Source organism: Cellulosimicrobium sp. GQ32 (assembly GCF_059758455.1).
The window spans coordinates 83,449-102,317 of sequence record NZ_JCAXEP010000002.1 but is presented as its reverse complement, the minus strand read 5'-3'; the positions used below and the strand labels follow the sequence as shown (position 1 = coordinate 102,317).

Annotated in this window: 18 protein-coding genes; 4 read left to right on the top strand and 14 right to left on the bottom strand. The window is 73.9% G+C overall.

Going from position 1 to position 18,869, the window contains the following annotated elements:
• Window positions 1-19: 19 nt before the first annotated feature.
• From hisF to AC6CH9_RS04090, 10 genes are all read right to left on the bottom strand, one after another.
• Entirely contained in the window at window positions 20-790 is a 771-nt protein-coding gene (gene hisF / locus AC6CH9_RS04135) for an imidazole glycerol phosphate synthase subunit HisF (RefSeq protein ID WP_498153779.1), read from the bottom strand.
• Window positions 787-1,821 (bottom strand): FKBP-type peptidyl-prolyl cis-trans isomerase, encoded by a 1,035-nt coding sequence (locus AC6CH9_RS04130; protein ID WP_498153778.1) that lies wholly within the window; start codon window positions 1,819-1,821, stop codon window positions 787-789. Before AC6CH9_RS04130 ends, hisF begins: the two co-directional genes overlap by 4 nt.
• A gap of 13 nt (window positions 1,822-1,834) precedes the next feature.
• Window positions 1,835-3,196 (bottom strand): Pup--protein ligase, encoded by a 1,362-nt coding sequence (gene pafA, locus AC6CH9_RS04125; RefSeq protein ID WP_498153777.1) that lies wholly within the window; start codon window positions 3,194-3,196, stop codon window positions 1,835-1,837.
• 7 nt (window positions 3,197-3,203) lie between these two features.
• Entirely contained in the window at window positions 3,204-3,983 is a 780-nt protein-coding gene (prcA, locus tag AC6CH9_RS04120) for a proteasome subunit alpha (RefSeq protein ID WP_498153776.1), read from the bottom strand.
• Window positions 3,980-4,915, bottom strand: coding sequence for a proteasome subunit beta (gene prcB, locus AC6CH9_RS04115; RefSeq protein ID WP_498153775.1), 936 nt, complete (start codon window positions 4,913-4,915; stop codon window positions 3,980-3,982). The genes prcA and prcB overlap by 4 nt, the downstream gene beginning before the upstream one ends.
• A gap of 19 nt (window positions 4,916-4,934) precedes the next feature.
• Window positions 4,935-5,135: a ubiquitin-like protein Pup gene (locus tag AC6CH9_RS04110; protein WP_047232853.1), complete on the bottom strand. Its 201-nt coding sequence runs from the start codon at window positions 5,133-5,135 to the stop codon at window positions 4,935-4,937.
• Between the two features lie 152 nt (window positions 5,136-5,287).
• Window positions 5,288-6,925: a depupylase/deamidase Dop gene (gene dop / locus AC6CH9_RS04105; RefSeq protein WP_498154114.1), complete on the bottom strand. Its 1,638-nt coding sequence runs from the start codon at window positions 6,923-6,925 to the stop codon at window positions 5,288-5,290.
• 169 nt (window positions 6,926-7,094) lie between these two features.
• Window positions 7,095-8,753: a proteasome ATPase gene (gene arc, locus AC6CH9_RS04100; protein WP_047232855.1), complete on the bottom strand. Its 1,659-nt coding sequence runs from the start codon at window positions 8,751-8,753 to the stop codon at window positions 7,095-7,097.
• 183 nt (window positions 8,754-8,936) lie between these two features.
• A complete protein-coding gene (locus AC6CH9_RS04095) occupies window positions 8,937-9,986 on the bottom strand; it encodes a tRNA (adenine-N1)-methyltransferase (RefSeq protein ID WP_498154113.1) in 1,050 nt (349 codons plus the stop codon).
• Between the two features lie 147 nt (window positions 9,987-10,133).
• Window positions 10,134-11,312, bottom strand: coding sequence for a site-2 protease family protein (locus AC6CH9_RS04090; RefSeq protein WP_498153774.1), 1,179 nt, complete (start codon window positions 11,310-11,312; stop codon window positions 10,134-10,136).
• A gap of 86 nt (window positions 11,313-11,398) precedes the next feature.
• On the opposite strand from AC6CH9_RS04090, the gene AC6CH9_RS04085 reads away from it, so the two are divergent.
• Complete coding sequence (locus AC6CH9_RS04085) at window positions 11,399-12,163, top strand: phosphotransferase (protein ID WP_498153773.1); 765 nt, start codon at window positions 11,399-11,401, stop codon at window positions 12,161-12,163.
• Here the strand turns inward: AC6CH9_RS04085 and AC6CH9_RS04080 are convergent.
• The gene (locus AC6CH9_RS04080) at window positions 12,141-12,854 is read right to left on the bottom strand and encodes an HAD family hydrolase (protein ID WP_498153772.1); all 714 of its coding nucleotides are present in this window, start codon (window positions 12,852-12,854) and stop codon (window positions 12,141-12,143) included. The two genes, AC6CH9_RS04085 and AC6CH9_RS04080, sit on opposite strands and share 23 nt — an antisense overlap.
• Window positions 12,855-12,990: 136 nt before the next feature.
• Here AC6CH9_RS04080 and AC6CH9_RS04075 point away from each other — a divergent pair, with 136 nt between their 5' ends.
• A complete protein-coding gene (locus tag AC6CH9_RS04075; RefSeq protein ID WP_047232858.1) occupies window positions 12,991-13,857 on the top strand; it encodes a PAC2 family protein in 867 nt (288 codons plus the stop codon).
• A 34-nt stretch (window positions 13,858-13,891) separates the two neighbouring features.
• On the opposite strand, the gene mshC is transcribed toward AC6CH9_RS04075, so the two are convergent.
• The gene (mshC, locus tag AC6CH9_RS04070; RefSeq protein WP_498153771.1) at window positions 13,892-15,166 is read right to left on the bottom strand and encodes a cysteine--1-D-myo-inosityl 2-amino-2-deoxy-alpha-D-glucopyranoside ligase; all 1,275 of its coding nucleotides are present in this window, start codon (window positions 15,164-15,166) and stop codon (window positions 13,892-13,894) included.
• 129 nt (window positions 15,167-15,295) lie between these two features.
• On the opposite strand from mshC, the gene AC6CH9_RS04065 reads away from it, so the two are divergent.
• Window positions 15,296-16,405 carry a magnesium and cobalt transport protein CorA gene (locus tag AC6CH9_RS04065; RefSeq protein ID WP_498153770.1) on the top strand — a complete coding sequence of 370 codons (1,110 nt, stop codon included), beginning with the start codon at window positions 15,296-15,298 and terminating at the stop codon, window positions 16,403-16,405.
• 7 nt (window positions 16,406-16,412) lie between these two features.
• Here the strand turns inward: AC6CH9_RS04065 and AC6CH9_RS04060 are convergent, their stop codons facing one another.
• Entirely contained in the window at window positions 16,413-17,288 is an 876-nt protein-coding gene (locus AC6CH9_RS04060; RefSeq protein WP_498153769.1) for an undecaprenyl-diphosphate phosphatase, read from the bottom strand.
• A gap of 209 nt (window positions 17,289-17,497) precedes the next feature.
• Here AC6CH9_RS04060 and AC6CH9_RS04055 point away from each other — a divergent pair, with 209 nt between their 5' ends.
• Window positions 17,498-18,466, top strand: a complete 969-nt coding sequence (locus tag AC6CH9_RS04055) for an aldo/keto reductase (RefSeq protein WP_498153768.1) — start codon at window positions 17,498-17,500, stop codon at window positions 18,464-18,466.
• A 10-nt stretch (window positions 18,467-18,476) separates the two neighbouring features.
• Here the strand turns inward: AC6CH9_RS04055 and AC6CH9_RS04050 are convergent, their stop codons facing one another.
• Entirely contained in the window at window positions 18,477-18,797 is a 321-nt protein-coding gene (locus AC6CH9_RS04050; protein ID WP_498153767.1) for a primosomal protein, read from the bottom strand.
• Between the last annotated feature and the right edge of the window lie 72 nt (window positions 18,798-18,869).

Here is an 18,869-nt window from a genome sequence, read left to right as displayed (position 1 = left end):
AGGCCCGCGCGCGACCCGCTCAGCGCACCTCGACGCCCTGCGCGCGCATCGCGTCCTTGACCTGCGCGACCGTCAGGGCGCCGAAGTGGAAGACGCTCGCGGCGAGCACGGCGTCGGCCCCGGCGCGCGCCGCGGCCACGAAGTGCTCGGGTGTCCCCGCCCCGCCGCTCGCGACGAGCGGGACGCGGACCTCGGAGCGCACCGCGGCGAGCATCTCGAGGTCGAAGCCCGCGGTCGTGCCGTCGGCGTCCATCGAGTTGAGGAGGATCTCGCCGGCCCCGAGCCCCGCGGCGCGCGCGGCCCACCCCACCGCGTCGATGCCCGTCCCCCGGCGCCCGCCGTGGGTCGTGACCTCGTACCCGGACTCCGTGCGCACGTCGCCCGTCGTGCGCCGCGCGTCGACGGACAGCACGAGCACCTGGCTGCCGAAGCGGTCGGCGATCTCGGCGATGAGCTCGGGGCGCGCGATCGCCGCCGTGTTGACTCCCACCTTGTCCGCGCCGGCGCGCAGGAGGCGGTCCACGTCCTCCGCCGAGCGCACGCCGCCGCCGACGGTGAGCGGGACGAAGACCTGCTCGGCGGTGCGCCGCACGACGTCGTACGTCGTCTCCCGGTTCCCCGAGGACGCCGAGACGTCGAGGAACGTCAGCTCGTCCGCACCCTCGGCGTCGTACCGGGAGGCGAGCTCCACGGGGTCGCCCGCGTCGCGCAGGTTCTCGAAGTTCACGCCCTTGACGACGCGCCCTGCGTCGACGTCGAGGCACGGGATCACGCGGATCGCGACGGTCATGGGGACTCTCCTTGGTCGGTCGGCGCGTCGCCGGTCGTGTCGGTACCGGCACCGTCGGCGCCGCCCTCGGCGGCCTCCTCCGCGGTCACCGGGAACTGGGCATCGAGGATGTCGACGACGTAGACGAGGGTCTCGCCTGCGAGCGGGTTGGCCGTCTCGCCGTAGGCGAGGTCCGGTGGGACGACGAGCAGCACCTGGCTGCCGACCGACTGCTCGAGGAGGCCCTGCTCCCACCCCTCGATGACCTCCCCGATCCCGATCATGATCGACAGCGGCGCCGTGTCGTCCGTCCAGGTCGAGTCGAACACCTCACCGTCGGACCAGCGCACGCCCGTGTACCGGACGGTGACGACCTGGCCCACCTCGACCTGTCGGCCGTCGCCGCGGATCAGCGGCTGCACGACGAGCCCCGCGGGCGCCGCCGTCTCGGGCGGCACCGCGACGCTGGGCGCACCGTCCTCGGCGAGCGTCACGGTCGGCAGGCCCTCGACGGGGGCGACCGCCTCGCCCGAGGCGCGGGTCGGCAGCACGTCCACGACCAGCGCGACGGGGACGCCGTCGTCCTCCTCGAGCCGCAGGAGCCGCGCGCCCACCCGCTGGCCGCGCAGGAGGTCGCGCAGGTCGCGCCCGATCGACTCGTCCGTCAGCTCGCGCCAGCGCGGGGCGTCGGTGTACGTGTTCTGGAGGACCGTCCCGTCGCTCACGTCCTGCGCGTAGAGGTTGAGCAGGAGCGGACCGCCGTCGACGAGCTCGGCCCCGGCGCCCGGCCACACGACCTCCGAGGTCGCCTCGGGGACGTCGAGCGGGGCGCGGTACTGGAGCTCGGGCGGCGCGCCCGACGAGCCGGTCACTGCGAGGTCGGTGTTCAGTGGCGTCGGGGTCGCGTCCTCCGGCTCCGTGCACGCGGCGAGGACGAGGGTCCCGACGAGCGCCACGAGCAGCGCGAGAGCCGCCCGGACCGCGGACGCACGACGACGGACGGGCCGCGCGCCCCGCACGGGGCGCCCGGCCGCGAGGGCCAGGTTCGTCACATCACGTCCCGCGTCACATCGACTCGATGAGGCGTTCCACGCGCTCGTCGACGTTCCGGAACGGGTCCTTGCACAGGACCGTGCGCTGCGCCTGGTCGTTGAGCTTGAGGTGCACCCAGTCGACCGTGTAGTCCCGGCGCGCCTCCTGCGCGGCGCGCACGAAGTCGCCGCGCAGCTTGGCGCGCGTCGTCTGCGGCGGGACCGCCGTCGACTCGAACACCTCGAGGTCCGTCGTGACGCGCTCGACCATCCCGCGCGCAGCGAGGAGGTTGTACAACCCCTCGGTGCGCGAGATGTCGTGGTACGCGAGGTCCAGGCGCGCGATCCGCGGGTCGTCGAGCTCGAGCCCGTGCTTGGCCTGGTACCGCTGGATCAGCCGGTACTTGATGACCCAGTCGAGCTCGCGGTCGACCAGCGAGAGGTCGCCCGACTCGAGCGCGCGCAGCCCCCGCTCCCACAGGTCGAGGACCTGCTTGACGACCGGCGTCGGTGAGACGTCCTGCTCGACGAACTCCTTGACGCGCTGGAGGTACTCGCCCTGGAGGTCGATCGCGGTGACCGTCCGACCGCTCGCGAGCTGGACGGGCTGCTTGCCGGTCATGTCGTGGCTGATCTCGCGGATCGACCGGATCGGGTTCTCGAGCGCCAGGTCGCGCATGGGCACGCCCGCCTCGATCATGCGCAGGATGAGGTCGGTCGAACCGACCTTGAGCATCGTCGTCGTCTCCGCCATCGACGAGTCGCCGACGATGACGTGCAGGCGCCGGTAGCTCTCGGCGTCGGCGTGCGGCTCGTCGCGCGTGTTGATGATCGGGCGGGACCGCGTCGTCGCGCTGGAGACGGCCTCCCAGATGTGGTCGGCGCGCTGCGACAGGCAGTAGACCGCGCCGCGCGGCGTCGCGAGGACCTTGCCCGCGCCCGTGAGCACCTGGCGGGTGATGAGGAACGGGACGAGCACGTCGGACAGTCGCGCGAAGTCGCCCTGGCGGCGCACGAGGTAGTTCTCGTGGCACCCGTACGAGTTGCCCGCCGAGTCGGTGTTGTTCTTGAAGAGGTGGATGCGCCCGGGCAGGCCCTCGTGCTCGAGACGCTGCTGCGCGTCGGCGACGAGGCCCTCGAGGATCCGCTCCCCGCCGCGGTCGTACGCGACGAGCTGGTGCACGTCGTCGCACTCGGCCGTCGCGTACTCGGGGTGCGAGCCGACGTCGAGGTACAGTCGCGAGCCGTTGCGCAGGAACACGTTGGACGAGCGCCCCCACGCGACCACCTTGCGGAACAGGTAACGCGCCACCTCGTCCGCCGACAGCCCCCGGCCGTCGTCGGACGCGCACGTCACGCCGTACTCCGTCTCCAGCCCGAAGATCCTGCGGTCCATCGCGGTCCTACCCCTCGTCCGTCGCGGGGTCGGCGCCCGTCGCGTCGTCCGCGTCGTCGGTCACGGCGTCGGGGACCGCCGTCCGGCCGTCGCCGTCCGCGAGGAGGTCCTCCAGCGCGCTCCCCGAGATCCGGCGGAACGCGCGGCGCGGACGGGTGCGGTCCAGGACGGCGACCTCGAGCTGCGCAGCCGGGATGGCCCGCGCCCCCTCCCCCTCGCCGCCCGCACCGAGCGCGCGCACGGCGAGCCGCAGCACGTCGGCCAGGCCGAGGCCGGGCTCCCACGCGTCCTGGAGCACGCGACCGAGCTGGTCGGCCTGCCCGCCCATGACGACGACGCCCTGCTCGTCGGCGACGGACCCGTCGTAGGAGATCCGGTAGAGCTGGTCCTGCGCCGAGGTGCGCCCGACCTCCGCGACGACGAGCTCGACCTCGAGCGGCTTGGACTCCGTGGTGAACACCGTGCCGAGCGTCTGGGCGTACGCGTTCGCGAGCCCGCGCGCGTTGACGTCGGTGCGGTCGTAGGAGTACCCGCGCAGGTCCGCGTAGCGCACGCCCGCGACCCGCAGGTTCTCGAACTCGTTGTACTTGCCCACCGCGGCGAACGCGATGCGGTCGTAGATCTCCGAGATCTTGTGCAGCGCGCGCGACGGGTTCTCCGTCGCGAACGCGATCCCGTCCTCGTACGCGAGGACGACGACGGACCGGCCGCGCGCGATGCCCTTGCGCGCGAAGTCCGCCCGGTCCTTCATGAGCTGCTCGGGCGAGACGTAGAAAGGCATGTTCACTCGGCGTCACCTCCCGACGCGGGGCCCTGCGACAGGTCGTGCGGCTGGTCGTGAGGGACCGCCTCCGCGTTCGTCACGGCCGGTCGCCGACGTGGCACGCCCGTCCCCGACCGCTCGGCCACGATCTGCTCCACGACGGCGGCCAGCTCGTCGTCGCCGACGCGCTCGTACCCGGCCTGCGTCACGACCGCGACGACGGGCCAGATGCGACGTACCGGGTCCGGGCCGCCCGTGGCCGAGTCGTCGTCCGCCGCGTCGTACAAGGCCTCGACCGCGACGCGCACCGAGGACTCACGATCGAGCTCGGTGCGCCAGAGCTTCTTCAGCGAGCTCCGCGCGAACACCGACCCGGAGCCCACCGAGTGGTAGGCGCGCTCCTCGTACCGGCCGCCGGTGACGTCGTAGGAGAAGATGCGGCCGCCACCGCGGTCGAGGTCGAACCCGGCGAACAGCGGGACAACCGCGATCCCCTGCATCGCGAGGCCGAGGTTCTGCCGGATCATCGTCGACAGGCGGTTGGCCTTGCCGTCCAGCGAGAGCAGGGAGCCCTCGATCTTCTCGTAGTGCTCGAGCTCGAGCTGGAACAGGCGCACGAGCTCGACCGCGATGCCCGCGGTCCCCGCGATCCCGACCGCCGAGAACTCGTCGGCCGGGAAGACCTTCTCGATCTCGCGGTTCGCGATCATCGAGCCCATCGTCGCGCGGCGGTCGCCCGCCATGACGACGCCGCCCGCGACACCCTCGGCGCCGAACGTGAGCGCCACGATCGTCGTCGCGTGCGGCGCGTCGGGCGCGACGCCCGCGGACGGGTGCCCTGCGGCGCGGTGCGACGGCAGCAGGTCCGGGGCGTGCCCGGACAGGAAGTCCAGGAAGGACGACGACCCGGGGGTCGTGAACGCGTCGGGCAGGCGCCCTGGCTGATCCGTGCTCATCGGGTTGCCGTCACCCTTCCTACTCGCCGCCCTTCTGGACGAAGCCCCGGACGAAGGACTCCGCGTTCGTCTCCAGCACCTCGTCGATCTCCTCGAGGAGCGCGTCGACCTCCGCGTCACGCGACTGCGCCTGCGGCGCGACCGGGACCTCGGGGCCCTCGGGCTCGTCGTCGGGACGCCGGTCCTCGTGCGACGCGTGGGTGCGTTCGGTACCCGCCATGGCTGCCTCCTCGTCCGTCGGCCCGGTGCCGCGCCGACGCTCTGTCCGTTCCAACCCGGTCGGGGCTCGCGCCCTTCCCGGCCCTGCTCGCACGCGGCGCCCGTTCCGCGAGGGGCGGGGCGCCGTCGTACCTCCAGCCTAGTCGCCGCCGCTCACGACGGGCCCGCCAGACCCGCCAGGAGCGCCGCCGCGTCCGGGCTCGCCTCGAGCAGCGCGCCGATGTGCGCCCGCGTCCCCCGCAACGGGTCCATCATCGGGACTCGCTGGAGCGACGGGGCACCGGGCACGTCGAAGATCACGGAGTCCCAGCTCGCGGCCGAGACCTGGTCGCCGTAGCGCGCCATGACCTCGCCGCGGAAGAACGCACGCGTGTCCTCCGGCGCGTGGTGCACGGCGGCCCCGACCTCGCGCTCCGTGACGACGCGGTCGACCGCGCCCGCCGCGAGGAGGCGGTGGTAGATGCCGCGCTCCGGGCGCACGTCGGACCACTGGAGGTCCATCGCCGCGAGCCGCGGATGACCCCAGTCCAGACCGTCGCGCTCGCGCAGCCGGTCGAGGAGGCGCAGCTTGGCGACCCACTCGACGTCGCGCGCGCACGCGGCACGGTCCGTCCCGAGGCGGTCGAGCACGGAGGCCCACCGGGCGAGCACGTCGCGCGTGGGCGCGTCGACGCCGTCGGCGCCGGCGAGCCGTTCGGACGCCTCCGCGGCCACCGCGAGGTACTCGCGCTGTACCTCCAGCGCGGTCAGCTCGCGCCCGTCCGCGAGGGTGAGCCGACGGGTCAGGTCCAGGTCGCGGCTGACCCGCTGCACGTCCGCGACCGGGTCCGCCAGCCGCAGGCCGGCCAGCCGCGCCCGCACCCGCGGCCCGAGCTCCTCGAGGTGCTCGACGACGAACAGCACGAGCGACGTCGTGCCCGTCTTGAGGTACGTCGCGGTCTCGAGCATGTTCGCGTCGCCGATGATGAGGTGCAGCCGACGCCACCGCTGCCGGTCGGCGTGCGGCTCGTCACGCGTGTTGACGATCGGGCGGCGCAGCGTCGTCTCCAGACCGACCTCCGCCTCGACGTAGTCCGCGCGCTGCGAGATCTGGAAGCCGTGCTCCTCACCGGTCGGGCCGAGACCCACCCGACCCGAGCCGGCGAACACCTGGCGCGTCACGAGGAACGGCGTGAGCATCTCCACGAGCACCCCGAAGGGGACGTCCCGGTCCACGAGGAAGTTCTCGTGCGTGCCGTAGCTCGCACCCTTGCCGTCGACGTTGTTCTTGTACAGGACCACGGACCCGCCGGGCACCTGGTCCAGCTCGCGCGACGCCGCGAGCATCACGCGCTCCCCCGCCACGTCCCAGCACACGACGTCGTGCGGCACCGTGACCTCGGGCGAGGAGTACTCCGGGTGCGCGTGGTCGACGTACAACCGAGCACCGTTCGTGAGGATCACGTTCGCCGCACTCGGGTCGTCGTACTCCTCCGTCGTAGGCCGCGCGACCTCCTGCAGCGAGCCCTCGGGCACCCCTTCCCCGGCGGGCTCCGCCACCGGCCCCGACGGCGCGGGCCGGGCCGGGTCGTCGGTGAGCAGCGACGGGTGGGCCGACGCGCGCGGGACGTGGAAGCCCCGCGCGTCCTGGAGCGGGTCCTCGTCGTCGTAGTCCCACCGCGCCCGGCCCCGGGCACCATCGCTGCGCGCGGCGATCGCCCGGTAGGTGGTGACGACCTGGCTCGACATCAACATCGGGTTCGCCATCGGCTTCCCCGGCTGCAGGACGCCGTACTCGGTCTCGATCCCCATGACCCGTCGAACGCTCACGCGCTCACCCTATGTCGGTCCGCCGACGACACGCGGTCCGTGTCCACCGACGACGACGCCCTCCCGCGGCGCGGCAAGACCCCGCCGGGGCGGCGGCCCGCGCGTGCAGCTCGCCGCCCGGACGGGGTCTCGGGGCGTCGGTCGGGTGGTCCTACAGGTACTGGCCGGTGTTGGTGACCGTGTCGATGGTGCGCGGAGAGCCGCCCTCGCCCTTCTTCTGGACGATCGTGCGGATGAAGACGATGCGCTCGCCCTTCTTGCCGCTGATGCGCGCCCAGTCGTCGGGGTTGGTCGTGTTGGGCAGGTCCTCGTTCTCCTTGAACTCGTCGACGCACGCCGAGAGGAGGTGGTCGACGCGGATGCCGCGCTGGCCGGTGGCGAGGAAGTCCTTGATCGCGGACTTCTTGGCCCGGTCGACGACGTTCTGGATCATCGCGCCCGAGTTGAAGTCCTTGAAGTACAGGACCTCCTTGTCGCCGCTCGCGTAGGTGACCTCGAGGAACTGGTTCTCGTCCTCCTCGGAGTACATCCGCTCGACCACGGACCGGATCATCGCGTCGAGCGCCTCGCGCTGGTTGCCGCCGTGCTCGGCGAGGTCGGCGGCGTGGATCGGCAGGTCCTCGGTGAGGTACTTGGCGAAGATCTCCTTGGCGCCCTCGGCGTCGGGCCGCTCGATCTTGATCTTCACGTCGAGGCGGCCGGGCCGCAGGATCGCGGGGTCGATCATGTCCTCGCGGTTGGACGCGCCGATGACGATGACGTTGTCGAGACGCTCCACGCCGTCGATCTCGGCGAGGAGCTGGGGCACGATCGTCGTCTCGACGTCCGACGAGAGCCCGGTGCCGCGTGTGCGGAACAGCGACTCCATCTCGTCGAAGAACACGACGACGGGGGTGCCCTGCGACGCCTTCTCCCGCGCCCGGGCGAAGATCAGGCGGATGTGCCGCTCGGTCTCGCCCACGTACTTGTTGAGCAGCTCGGGGCCCTTGACGTTGAGGAAGTAGCTGCGCGCCGCGCCCGACCCGTCCTCGACCTGCTCGCCGCGCGCCCGCGCGACGGTGTGCGCGAGCGAGTTCGCGACGGCCTTGGCGATGAGCGTCTTGCCGCACCCGGGCGGCCCGTACAGGAGGACGCCCTTGGGCGGGTGCAGCCCGTGCTCGCGGAAGAGGTCGGGGTGCGTGAACGGCAGCTCGACCGCGTCGCGGATCTGCTCGATCTGCGGACCGAGGCCACCGATGTCCTCGTACTCGATGTCCGGGACCTCCTCGAGGACGAGCTCCTCGACCTCGGACTTGGGGATCACCTCGAACACGAACCCGCTGCGCGTGTCGATCGTCAGCGAGTCCCCGACGCGCAGCGACGTGTGCGCGACCGAGCCCGCGAGGCGCACGACGCGCTCCTCGTCGGCGCGACCCACGACCAGCACGCGGTCGGCGTCGAGGATCTCCTTGGCCGTGACGATCTCGCCCGTGCGCTCGTACCCGCCCGCCGCGACGACGGTCATCGCCTCGTTGAGCTTGACCTCCTGGCCGGGGCGCAGCCGCTCCACGTCCAGGCTCGGGCTGGCTCCGACGTGCATCTTGCGCCCGGCGGCCGACACGTCGACCGACCCGTCCGGGTGCGCGGCGAGGAACACCGCGTACGTGCCAGGGGGCTTGGCGAGGTCGTCGATCTGCCTCTTGAGGTCGAGGATCTGGTCCCGCGCAGCTCTCAGCGCCTCGGCGAGCCTCTCGTTCTTCGCGGACAGCAGCGCGAGCTCTCGCGCGCTGCTCTGCGGGGCCTCGTCGCTACGGCCGAATGTCTCGCTCATCGGGTGTTCCCCTCTCGCCGGCGGCTCGCCCGACCGCGTGCTGGACGGCGGACGGCGGACCCGTGGGGGCACCCGTGCCGACCACCGTCCGGCGGTCGGGTGTAGACCTTAGGCACAATCTTCGTCCGAGCACACGGACGACACCCAGCGTGAGACGACCGGCTCCCGATCGTTACCGGACCGTCATGCCTCCGACACGTCCGTGGAGCGCTCGTCCCGCGACCCGGGGGCCTCCGCCTGCTCCGGGCCCTGGCCGACGTCGCGCCGCACGCGGCGGATCTTCTTCTCCGACACCGGACGCTCGCCGAGCTCCTCGGGCGACCACTGCTCGGCGTCGGTCGGGTACGCGCCCTTGGCGGGGCGGCGCTTGCGCTCCGGCGGCGCGACGCCGTCGGCAAGACGGCGTGCGGTGAGCAGGAAGCCCGTGTGCCCGATCATGCGGTGCTGCGGGCGCACCGCGAGGCCCTCGAGGTGCCAGCCCCGCACCATCGACTCCCACGCGACCGGCTCGGCGTAGCGCCCGTCGGCGCGCAGGTCCTCCGCGAGACGCGAGAGCTGCGTCGTCGTGGCGACGTAGCAGACGAGCACGCCGCCGGGGACGAGCGCGCGGGCGACGACGTCGAGGTTCTCCCACGGCGCGAGCATGTCGAGGACGACGCGGTCGACGGTGCCGTCCTCGGCGACGGTCGGGAGCACGTCGGCGAGGTCGCCGACGGACAGCGTCCAGGCCGGGTGCTCTCCGCCGAAGAACGTCTCGACGTTGCCGCGCGCGATCGCGGCGAAGTCCTCGCGCCGCTCGATCGAGTGCAGCTCGCCCGCGTCGCCGACGGCGCGCAGGAGCGACATGGTCAGCGCGCCTGAGCCGACGCCCGCCTCCACGACGCGCGCGCCCGGGAAGATGTCCGCCATCGCGACGATCTGCCCCGAGTCCTTGGGGTAGACGACCGCCGCGCCGCGCGGCATGGACAGCACGTAGTCCGCGAGCAGCGGGCGCAGCGCGAGGTACTCGATCTCGGCCGTGTTGCGGATCACGCTGCCCTCGGGCTGCCCGATGAGGTCGTCGTGCCGCAGGTAGCCCTTGTGCGTGTGGAACGTCGCGCCCGGCGCGAGCGTGATGGTGTGCAGGCGTCCGCGCGGGTCGGTGAGCTGCACCTTGTCGCCCACGCGCAGCGGGCCGCGGCGCTCGTCCGCGCCGGTCGCCGCCACGCGGTCCGTGGTGGTGCCCGCAGGCACGGGAGCGCCGCCCGGTCCGGAGGGCGTCGTCTGGGGGCCGGGCGTAGCGGCGGGCTCGGGGGTCACGGGCGACCATCCTACGGGCCGGTCGGCCACGCCCCGCGGCGGGTCGCCGGACCGTGCGCTCGGCGGCGTGGGCGGGCCCGGTCAGCGGCCGCGCTGCGCGTCCCGCAGAGCCGCCACGACGCGGGCGACCTCGAGCGCCCCGACGACCCGGCCGCCGTCGGTCACGGCGACGACCGCGCAGTCCCGGCCGACGCGTGCGAGCACGGCGAGCATGTCCTGGCCCTCGAGCTGCGCGTCGATCGTGGCTCCCGCAGGCAGCGGGACCGCGACGGCGCCGACGGGGGTCGACTCGGCGGCGTCCGGCGGCACCGCCGCGGCCGCGGCCGGGTCCGCGTACCCGACGGGTCGTCCCGACCCGTCGACGAGGACGGCGAGGACGTGCGGCCCGCCCGCGAGCGCCACGGACCGGCCCACGGCCGCGACCGTCGCCGTGGACGGCACGGCGACGGCCGGCCGCGCGAGGCCGCGCACCGAGAGCCCGGAGACCGCCTCGCGCGAACGCCCTACCGTGATCGCCTGCCCGGCACCGCTCCACAGGAAGGCTCCGATGAGCGCGGCCCACGCGACGGTCCACAGACTGGGCCGCCCGCCGTACGTCAGCGGCCACACCAGGGCCCACGCGACGACGCCCACGGCGACGGCACGCCCGACCCACCCCGCTGCGACCGTGCCCTGGGTCCGCGAGCCCGTCGCCGCCCACACGGCCGACTCGAGGATCTGGCCGCCGTCGAGCGGCAGACCGGGCAGCAGGTTGAAGAACCCGACGAACGCGTTGGCGAACGCCCCCGCGTAGAGCAGCAGCGCGGGCACGGTGAACGTGGGCTGGGCCAGGAACGCCACCCAGAAGGCGACCGCGAGCGCCAGGTTGGTCAGCGGCCCCACGACCGAGATGAGGAACCCGTCGAGCGGGCGCGACGACGTCCCCGAGTACGCGGTGTGCCCGCCCCACAGCGTCACGGCGAGCTCGGTGACGTGCTGCCCCCGGGCGCGCGCGACGAGCGCGTGCGCCACCTCGTGCAGGAACACCGACGCGAAGAGCAGGAGCACGAACGCGAACGAGACGAGGTACACCTCGGTGCCGAGGTGCGGGGCGAGGTTGTCCACGGTCGGCTTGAAGAGGACCGTGAGGATCACTGCCGCGAGGAACCACGAGGGCGTGAGGATCACGGGCGCACCGGCCACCCGGCCGATGACCCACCCCTTCGTGCGCGGGCCGGTCGGGGCGGGCGTGCGGGGGGCTCGGGGCTCTGGTCCGTCCACCCCGGAAGCCTATGCGGTCGCGAGCTCCTGGGCGCCGGGAGGAAATGCCCTGCGGGCGGAGGATCGGACCGTGTCACCATCGGTCGGTGCGCACCGACGACCCCGGCCCCGTCGAGCTCGCGCTGTCGGGCGGCAACGTGAACGAGGTCGTCCGCGTCGGCGACACGGTGCACCGGACGGCGGGGCCCTGGACGCCGACGATCCACGCGCTCCTCGCGTGGGTCCGCGCCCAGGGGGTCTCGGTGGCGCCCGCCCCGCTCGGCCTCGACGAGACCGGGCGCGAGGTCCTGACCTGGACCGAGGGCGAGGTCGGTGGCTGGCCGCTGCCCGACTGGCTCTGGGACCGCGCGACCCTCCGCGAGTCAGGCGTGATGCTGCGCGCATGGCACGACGCGACCGTGGGCTTCGCGCCGTGCGGGGCCGTCTGGCGCTCGCCGGTGCGCGAGCCCACCGAGGTCGTGTGCCTCAACGACGCCGCGCCGTACAACATGGTCCGCGCGGACGGCACCCTCGTCGGGTTCATCGACGTGGACATGGCGTCACCCGGGCCCCGGGTCTGGGACGTCGCCTACCTCGCCTACCGGCTGTGCGGCTGGTGCGAGGACATGCCCGCCCCGCCCGGGCTCGCACCCGAGGAGCGGCTCGCCGAGCTGCTCACCGGCTACGGCCGCGACCGCGCGCCGGCTCCCGACGACGTGCTGTCGGTGATGCACGACCGTCTCCTGGACCTCGCCGACTGGACGGACACGCACGCCCGGGACACCGATCGGGCGGGCCTGCACGACCACGCCGCGCTGTACCGCCGCGACGCGTCGCGCCTCGCGGGGGCTAGGCCGCGTCGTCGGCCATGAGGTCGACGACCTCGCCGGAGACGAGCCTGGCGAGCAGGTCGAGGTCGACGAGCTCGAGCGACGGCGTCCGGCTCAGCCCGGGGGCGGGGAGCACGGGGACGACCGCCTCGACGCCCAACGTCGCGGCGCCTGCGGCGCGCGCGGACGCGATCCCCGCGGGCGAGTCCTCGATCGCGACGCAGCGCGTCACGTCGACGCCGAGCCGCTTCGCCGCGAGGAGGTACGGCTCGGGGTCGGGCTTGCCACGCTCGACCTCGTCCCCGCACACGAGCACCTGGAACGCGTCGTCCGGCGCGAGCTCGGCGACCGGCGCGGCGAGCTCGCGGTACGACATCGTGACGAGCGCGCACGGCACGCCCGCCTCGCGCAGCGCCGTGAGCAGCTCGCGCGCGCCGGGCTGCCACGGGACCTCCGCCCGGACCTGCTCGATGACGCGACCCATGAGGAACGCGACGATCTCGTCGATCGGCAGGTCGACTCCCCCGCGGTCCCGGATGATTCGTGCGGACTCGCGCAGGGGGTTGCCGACGAGGGACATGGCGTCCTCGTGCGTCCACGTGCCCCCGTGCGCGTCGACGAGCTCGTGCTCCGCCGCGATCCAGTAGGGCTCGGTGTCGACGAGCGTCCCGTCCATGTCCCACAGGACGGCCTGCGGGAGGGCGGGATCGGTGGCGGGGCGCGGGGACGTCACGGCATGGCTCCAAGGACGAGGGGTGGGGTCCGGGCGGGGCACGACGCGGTGCACCCGGTCGCTCCACCCTACGTGCGGCTACGCCACGCGCGAACCCGCTCCGCCGTCGTCGGGCCCGGCCGCATAGGCTGGGGCGATGACCGAGAACGCGACCGAGGGCACCCGGCAGACCGTGATGATCGCGGCGTTCGAGGGCTGGAACGACGCGGGGAGCGCCGCCACGGCCGCCCTCCAGCACCTGCACGAGGTGTGGGGGGCCGAGGACGTGGACGAGCTCGACCCCGAGGAGTACCACGACTTCCAGGTGAACCGCCCCGTCGTCACGACCGACGACGACGGGCTCCGCGAGATCACGTGGCCGACGACGACGATCGCCTCCGCGGTCCTGTCGCCCGGCGGGCGCCGGGTCGTGCTCGTGCACGGCATCGAGCCGTCGATGCGCTGGCGCCGGTACTGCCGGGAGCTGCTCGACATCGCGGAGGAGCACGACGTGCGCACGGTCGTCACGCTCGGCGCGCTGCTCGCGGACGTACCGCACACGCGACCCATCCCCATGACGGCGACGTCGGAGAGCGTCGGGCTCCAGGCGGTGCTCGACGTCGAGCCGAGCACGTACGAGGGGCCGACGGGCATCGTCGGGGTGCTCCAGCACGCCGCCGCCGAGCGCGGGCTCCAGTCGGTGTCGCTGTGGGCGGCGGTGCCGCACTACGTGGCGCACCCGCCGTCACCCAAGGCGACGCTCGCGATCCTCGCGCGCATCGAGGAGCTCCTCTCGGAGCCGATCCCGCTCGGGGACCTGCCCGAGGACGCCGAGGCGTGGCAGCACGGCGTCGACGAGCTCGCCGCGGAGGACGCCGAGATCGCGGAGTACGTCCAGCAGCTCGAGGAGGCGAAGGACACCGCGGAGCTGCCCGAGGCGAGCGGCGAGGCGATCGCGCGCGAGTTCGAGCGCTACCTGCGACGCCGCGACCGCGGCAACCCGGGCAAGGGACCGACGGTCTGACGCACCCGCGCCGCCGCGGGCGTGCGGCGGCGCGTCAGAGGCGCACGCCGAGCAGCGCGTTGACCGCGCGGGCGACCACACCGGGCGCGCCCTCGTCGTCGTCGGACGTGTCGCGCCCGGGACGCAGCGACTCCGCGGCCCAGGCGTCGACGGCCGCGAGCGCCGCGGGCGCGTCGAGGTCCTCGGCGAGGGCGGCACGCACGGCGGCGAGCGTCGCGGTGGCGTCGGGACCGCCGTTGCCGGAGACGGCGTCGCGCCAGGTCTCCAGACGCCGCGCGCCGGCGGGCAGGTCGTCGTCGGTCCACTCCCACTCGCCGCGGTAGTGGTGCGCGAGCAGCGCGAGGCGGATCGCCATGGGGTCGACGCCCGTGGCCCGCAGCTTCGAGACGAGCACGAGGTTGCCACGCGACTTGCTCATCTTCTCGCCCTCGTACGCGACGAGGCCGGCGTGCACGTGGGCGCGGGGCGCGCCGCCGCCGGAGAGCATGCGGTCGTGCGAGGACGACATCTCGTGGTGCGGGAACAGCAGGTCCGCTCCCCCGCCCTGCACGTCGAACGGCAGGCCGAGGCCGTCGCGCGAGATCACGGCGCACTCGACGTGCCAGCCGGGCCGCCCGGTGCCGAGCGTGCCGCCGTCCCACGCGGGCTCGCCCGGGCGCTCGCGGCGCCACAGCAGCGGGTCGAGCGCGTCCTTCTTGCCCTCGCGGTCGGGGTCACCCCCGCGCTCGGCGAAGAGGTGCTGCATGACGTCGCGCGCGAGGCGCGAGACCGACCCGAACGCGGGGTCGGCCGAGAGGTCGGCGTAGACGTCGCCGAGCCCCGGGTCGGTCCCGCCCGCACCGGGCTCGACCGGCACGCGGTAGGCGAGCCCGGCGTCGAGGAGCTGGGTGACCGCCTCGACGACGGCGGGGATCGTCTCGACCGCGCCCTCGTAGACGTCCGGCGGGACCACACCGAGCGCGGTCATGTCCTCGGCGAAGAGCGCCGTCTGGTCGACGGCGAGCGCGCGCCAGTCGACACCCGTCGCGGCGGCGCGCTCGAGCAGCGGGTCGTCCACGTCGGTGACGTTCGACGCGTACCGCACGCGCTGGCCGGCGTCCGTCCACGCGCGCACGAGCAGGTCGAACGCGACGTAGGTGGCCGCGTGGCCGATGTGGGTCGCGTCGTACGGCGTGATGCCGCACACGTAGAGGGTGGCGTCCTCGCCCGGGGCCGCGACGACGAGCTCACGGGTCGTCGAGTCGTGCACCCGGACCGGGAGGCCTCGTCCGGGGAGCTCGGGGATCTGCGGGGCGGGCCAGCTGTGCACGCGTCAACCTTATCGGTCGGGACGTCGGCGCCGGACCGTCGTCCGGGGGCCGGGCACCGCACGCACGGCGCGCGGGCGGCGAACCCGCGCGCCCGGGCAGGTCCGTGCCGGGCGCGGGACAATGCGGACGTGACGAAGCCCACCGATCCCCGCGTCGACGCCCCGCGGGACAGGTCGCGCGACGACGGCCCGCTGCTCCCCGGCGTCCGCGTGCTGGCGGCGTGGACCGTGGACCCGGGAGCGGCCGAGGTGCGCGAGGTCGATCCCGGCACGCTCGAGGACGCGCGCACCAGGGACGACGCGACCGGCGACCACGAGGACGGCGAGCGCGGGGACCGTCGGACCGGGCGGGGAGCGGCGACATGGGCGCGGGTCGCCGACCTCGACGCCGTGCTCGACGCCGCGGCCAGGGTCTCGACGGGCCCCGGCCCGACGCGCCACGAGCTGTCCCGGCACGCGCACCACCCGCTGGCGCACGTGCGCCGCCTCGCGGCCGACTGGCTCCTGCTCGTCACGCCGACGGCGTGGTTCACGGAGGCGGACCGCCAGGTGCACACCGGCCAGTTCGCCGCGCTGCTCGGGCCCGGGACCGTCGTCACCGCCGAGGAGGGGGACGCCGACGTGCACGCGACCATGCTCGACAAGCTCGCGGCCCCGGGCGACCCGCGGGGCACGCCCGTCCAGCGGATCGTGTCCGCCGCCGTCCTGGCGATCGTGGGCGGGGCGTCGCAGGTCGAGCTGAGCCTGGGCGACGCGGTCGCGGACACGGAGCGGGTCGTGTTCGACCAGCAGCGCGAGGACCCGGTCGAGCGCATCTACGACCTCAAGCGCGAGATCACCGAGGCGCGGCGCGCGCTCATGCCCGTCTCGGCCGAGCTGCCCGAGCTCCTCGACCCCGACGTTCCCGACCATCTCGCGGTGAACCGGCGCATGCTCGAGCGCGTGGTGACGACCGTCGAGCGGATCGACCGCCACCTCGACGCGCACGACGACCTGCTCTCGGACATGCTCCAGGTCCACATGTCCCAGGTGTCGGTGCGCCAGAACGAGGACATGCGCAAGATCTCGGCCTGGGCCGCGATCCTCGTCTACCCGACGATCGTCGCGGGGGTCTACGGCATGAACTTCCGGAACATGCCCGAGCTGCACTGGGCGTTCGGCTACCCGTTCGCGCTCGGGCTCATGGCCGCGGGCTGCCTGGTGCTCTACCGCGTGTTCAAGCGGGTCGGCTGGCTCTGACCGCAGGTCACGGGGTGGATGCGGCGGTCCCGCCGGGCTCGAGCACGCCGGTGAGCAGGAGCAGCACGACGAGCGCCGCGAGCACCAGGCGGTAGATCACGAACGGCGTGTAGCTGAAGGTCGAGACGATCTTGAGGAACGCGATGATGACGAAGTAGCCGACGACGAACGCGACGAGCGTGGCGATGAGGGTCGCGCCCGCACCGGGCGCGCCGGGCGCCGGCTCGTCCGCGGACTTGAAGAGCTGGTAGAACCCCGAGCCCATGACGGCGGGGATCGCGAGCAGGAACGAGTAGCGCGCCGCGGCCTCGCGGGTGAACCCCATGAGGAGGCCCGCCGTGATCGTGCCGCCGGACCGGGAGACGCCCGGGACGAGCGCGAGCGCCTGCGCGAACCCGAACGCGACGGCCTGGCCGGGCGAGAGCTCGCGCAGCGTGCGCCGCTTGGCGCCGATCCGGTCCGCCCAGCCGAGCAGGAGCGCGAAGACCGCGAGCATGAGCGCGGTGAGGTAGAGGTTGCGGAACGTGTTCTCGATCGCGTCCTGGAAGAGCAGGCCGAGGACGACGATCGGGACGGAGCCCAGGGCGATGTACCAGGCCATCGCCGCGTCGTGGTCGTGCCTGCCGAGGCGCGCCTTCCAGTCCGTCCCGTGGTCGCCGCGCACCGAGCGCCACCACGCCGCGCAGATGCGCGCGATGTCGCGACGGAAGTACAGGAGGACCGCCGTCTCGGTCCCGATCTGGGTGATCGCCGTGAAGGCGGCCCCCGGGTCCTGCGAGCCGATGAGCTCGCCCACGATGCGCAGGTGCGCGCTCGAGGAGATCGGGAGGAACTCGGTCAGGCCCTGGACGAGGCCGAGGAGGACGGCTTCCCACGCGTTCACGAGCGGCCACGATACCCGCTCGGGCAGGCCCTCCTGGCACCTCGCCGGCGGGTCGGCGCCCCCGGATGAACGCCGGGCGACGGGCACGTGAACACCGTCTGCGGACCTGTCCGTCAGGCTCGGGGCGGAGGGTGAACCTCGCCGCTCCCGGCGCCCTGCCGCGCGCCCCGACGGTCGCGCGGCAGGGTCCGCCGGTACCCTCGGCTCCCATGGAACACCGCCACCTCGGCAGCACCGGCCTGCGCGTGTCCGAGCTCGGCCTCGGCACCATGACGTGGGCCCGGGACACGGACGAGCTCGACGCCGCCGAGCAGCTGCGCGACTTCGTCGACGCGGGCGGGACCCTCGTCGACACGGCCGCCTCGTACGCCGACGGGGACGCCGAGTCGCTGCTCGGGTCGCTGCTGGGAGCGAAGGTCGACCGGCGCGACGTGCTCCTGTGCACCAAGGCCGGCGTGCGCCGCACGGCGCAGGGTCCGGTCGTCGACGCGTCCCGCGGGGCGCTCCTCGACTCGCTGGACGACTCGCTCGCTCGCCTGGGCACCGACCACGTCGACCTGTTCCTCGTGCACGCGCCCGACCCGCGCACCCCGTTCACCGAGACGCTCTCCGCGCTGCGCCACGCCGTGACGTCCGGGCGCGCACGCTACGTCGGCCTGTCCAACCACCCCGCGTGGGCGACCGCGCGCGCCGCGACGCTGCTCGGCGGCGCCGACGACGTGGGCCTCGCCGCGGTCGAGCTCGAGTACTCGCTGCTCCAGCGCGGCGCGGAGCGGGAGGTCGTCCCGGCGGCCGAGGCGCTCGGCCTCGGGCTGCTCGCCTGGTCGCCGCTGGGGCGGGGCGTGCTCACGGGCAAGTACCGCCGCTCGCTCCCCGCGGACTCGCGCGGCGCGTCGCCGCACCTGTCCGCGTTCGTCGAGCCCTACCTGGACCAGTCCTCGTCGGGGATCGTCGAGGCCGTCGTCACCGCGGCCGACGGCCTGGGCCGGGCCCCGCTCGACGTCGCGCTGTCGTGGCTCCTCGGCCGCCCTGCGGTGGCGAGCGCGATCGTCGGCGCGCGGACCCCCGCCCAGCTCCGGACGTCGCTCGCCGCGACGGACCTCGAGCTCCCCGACGCGGTCCGTGCGGCGCTCGACGACGTGAGCGACCTGGAGGTCGGCTACCCCGAACGGTGGTGACGCCGGCTCCTCAGCGCGCGCCGTCGGTCTCCAGCTCGCCGGTCAGGACGTCGTCGTCGAGCGTGTCGTCGAGGTCGTCGACCTCGTCCTCCTCGTCCTCCTCGTCGTCCTCGTCGTCCTCGTCGTCGTCCTCCTCCGCGAGGTAGAACGGCGTCGCCTCCCCGTGGACCTGGCCGAGGGCCTCGTCGTAGACCTCGAAGGCGTCCGCGAGCACGTAGTAGGCGTCGTCGACGGCGGGGTCGTCCTCCCCGCGGCGTGCGGCGACGGCGTTGTAGTGGGCCTCGAGCGCGGCGATGAACCTGTCGAGCGCGGCACGCGGGTCAGCGGTCATACCCTGACGGTAGCGCCGAGAGGGGCACAATGGCACTCGTTAGCCGAGCAGGTTCTCCCGCCCGGCCGACGA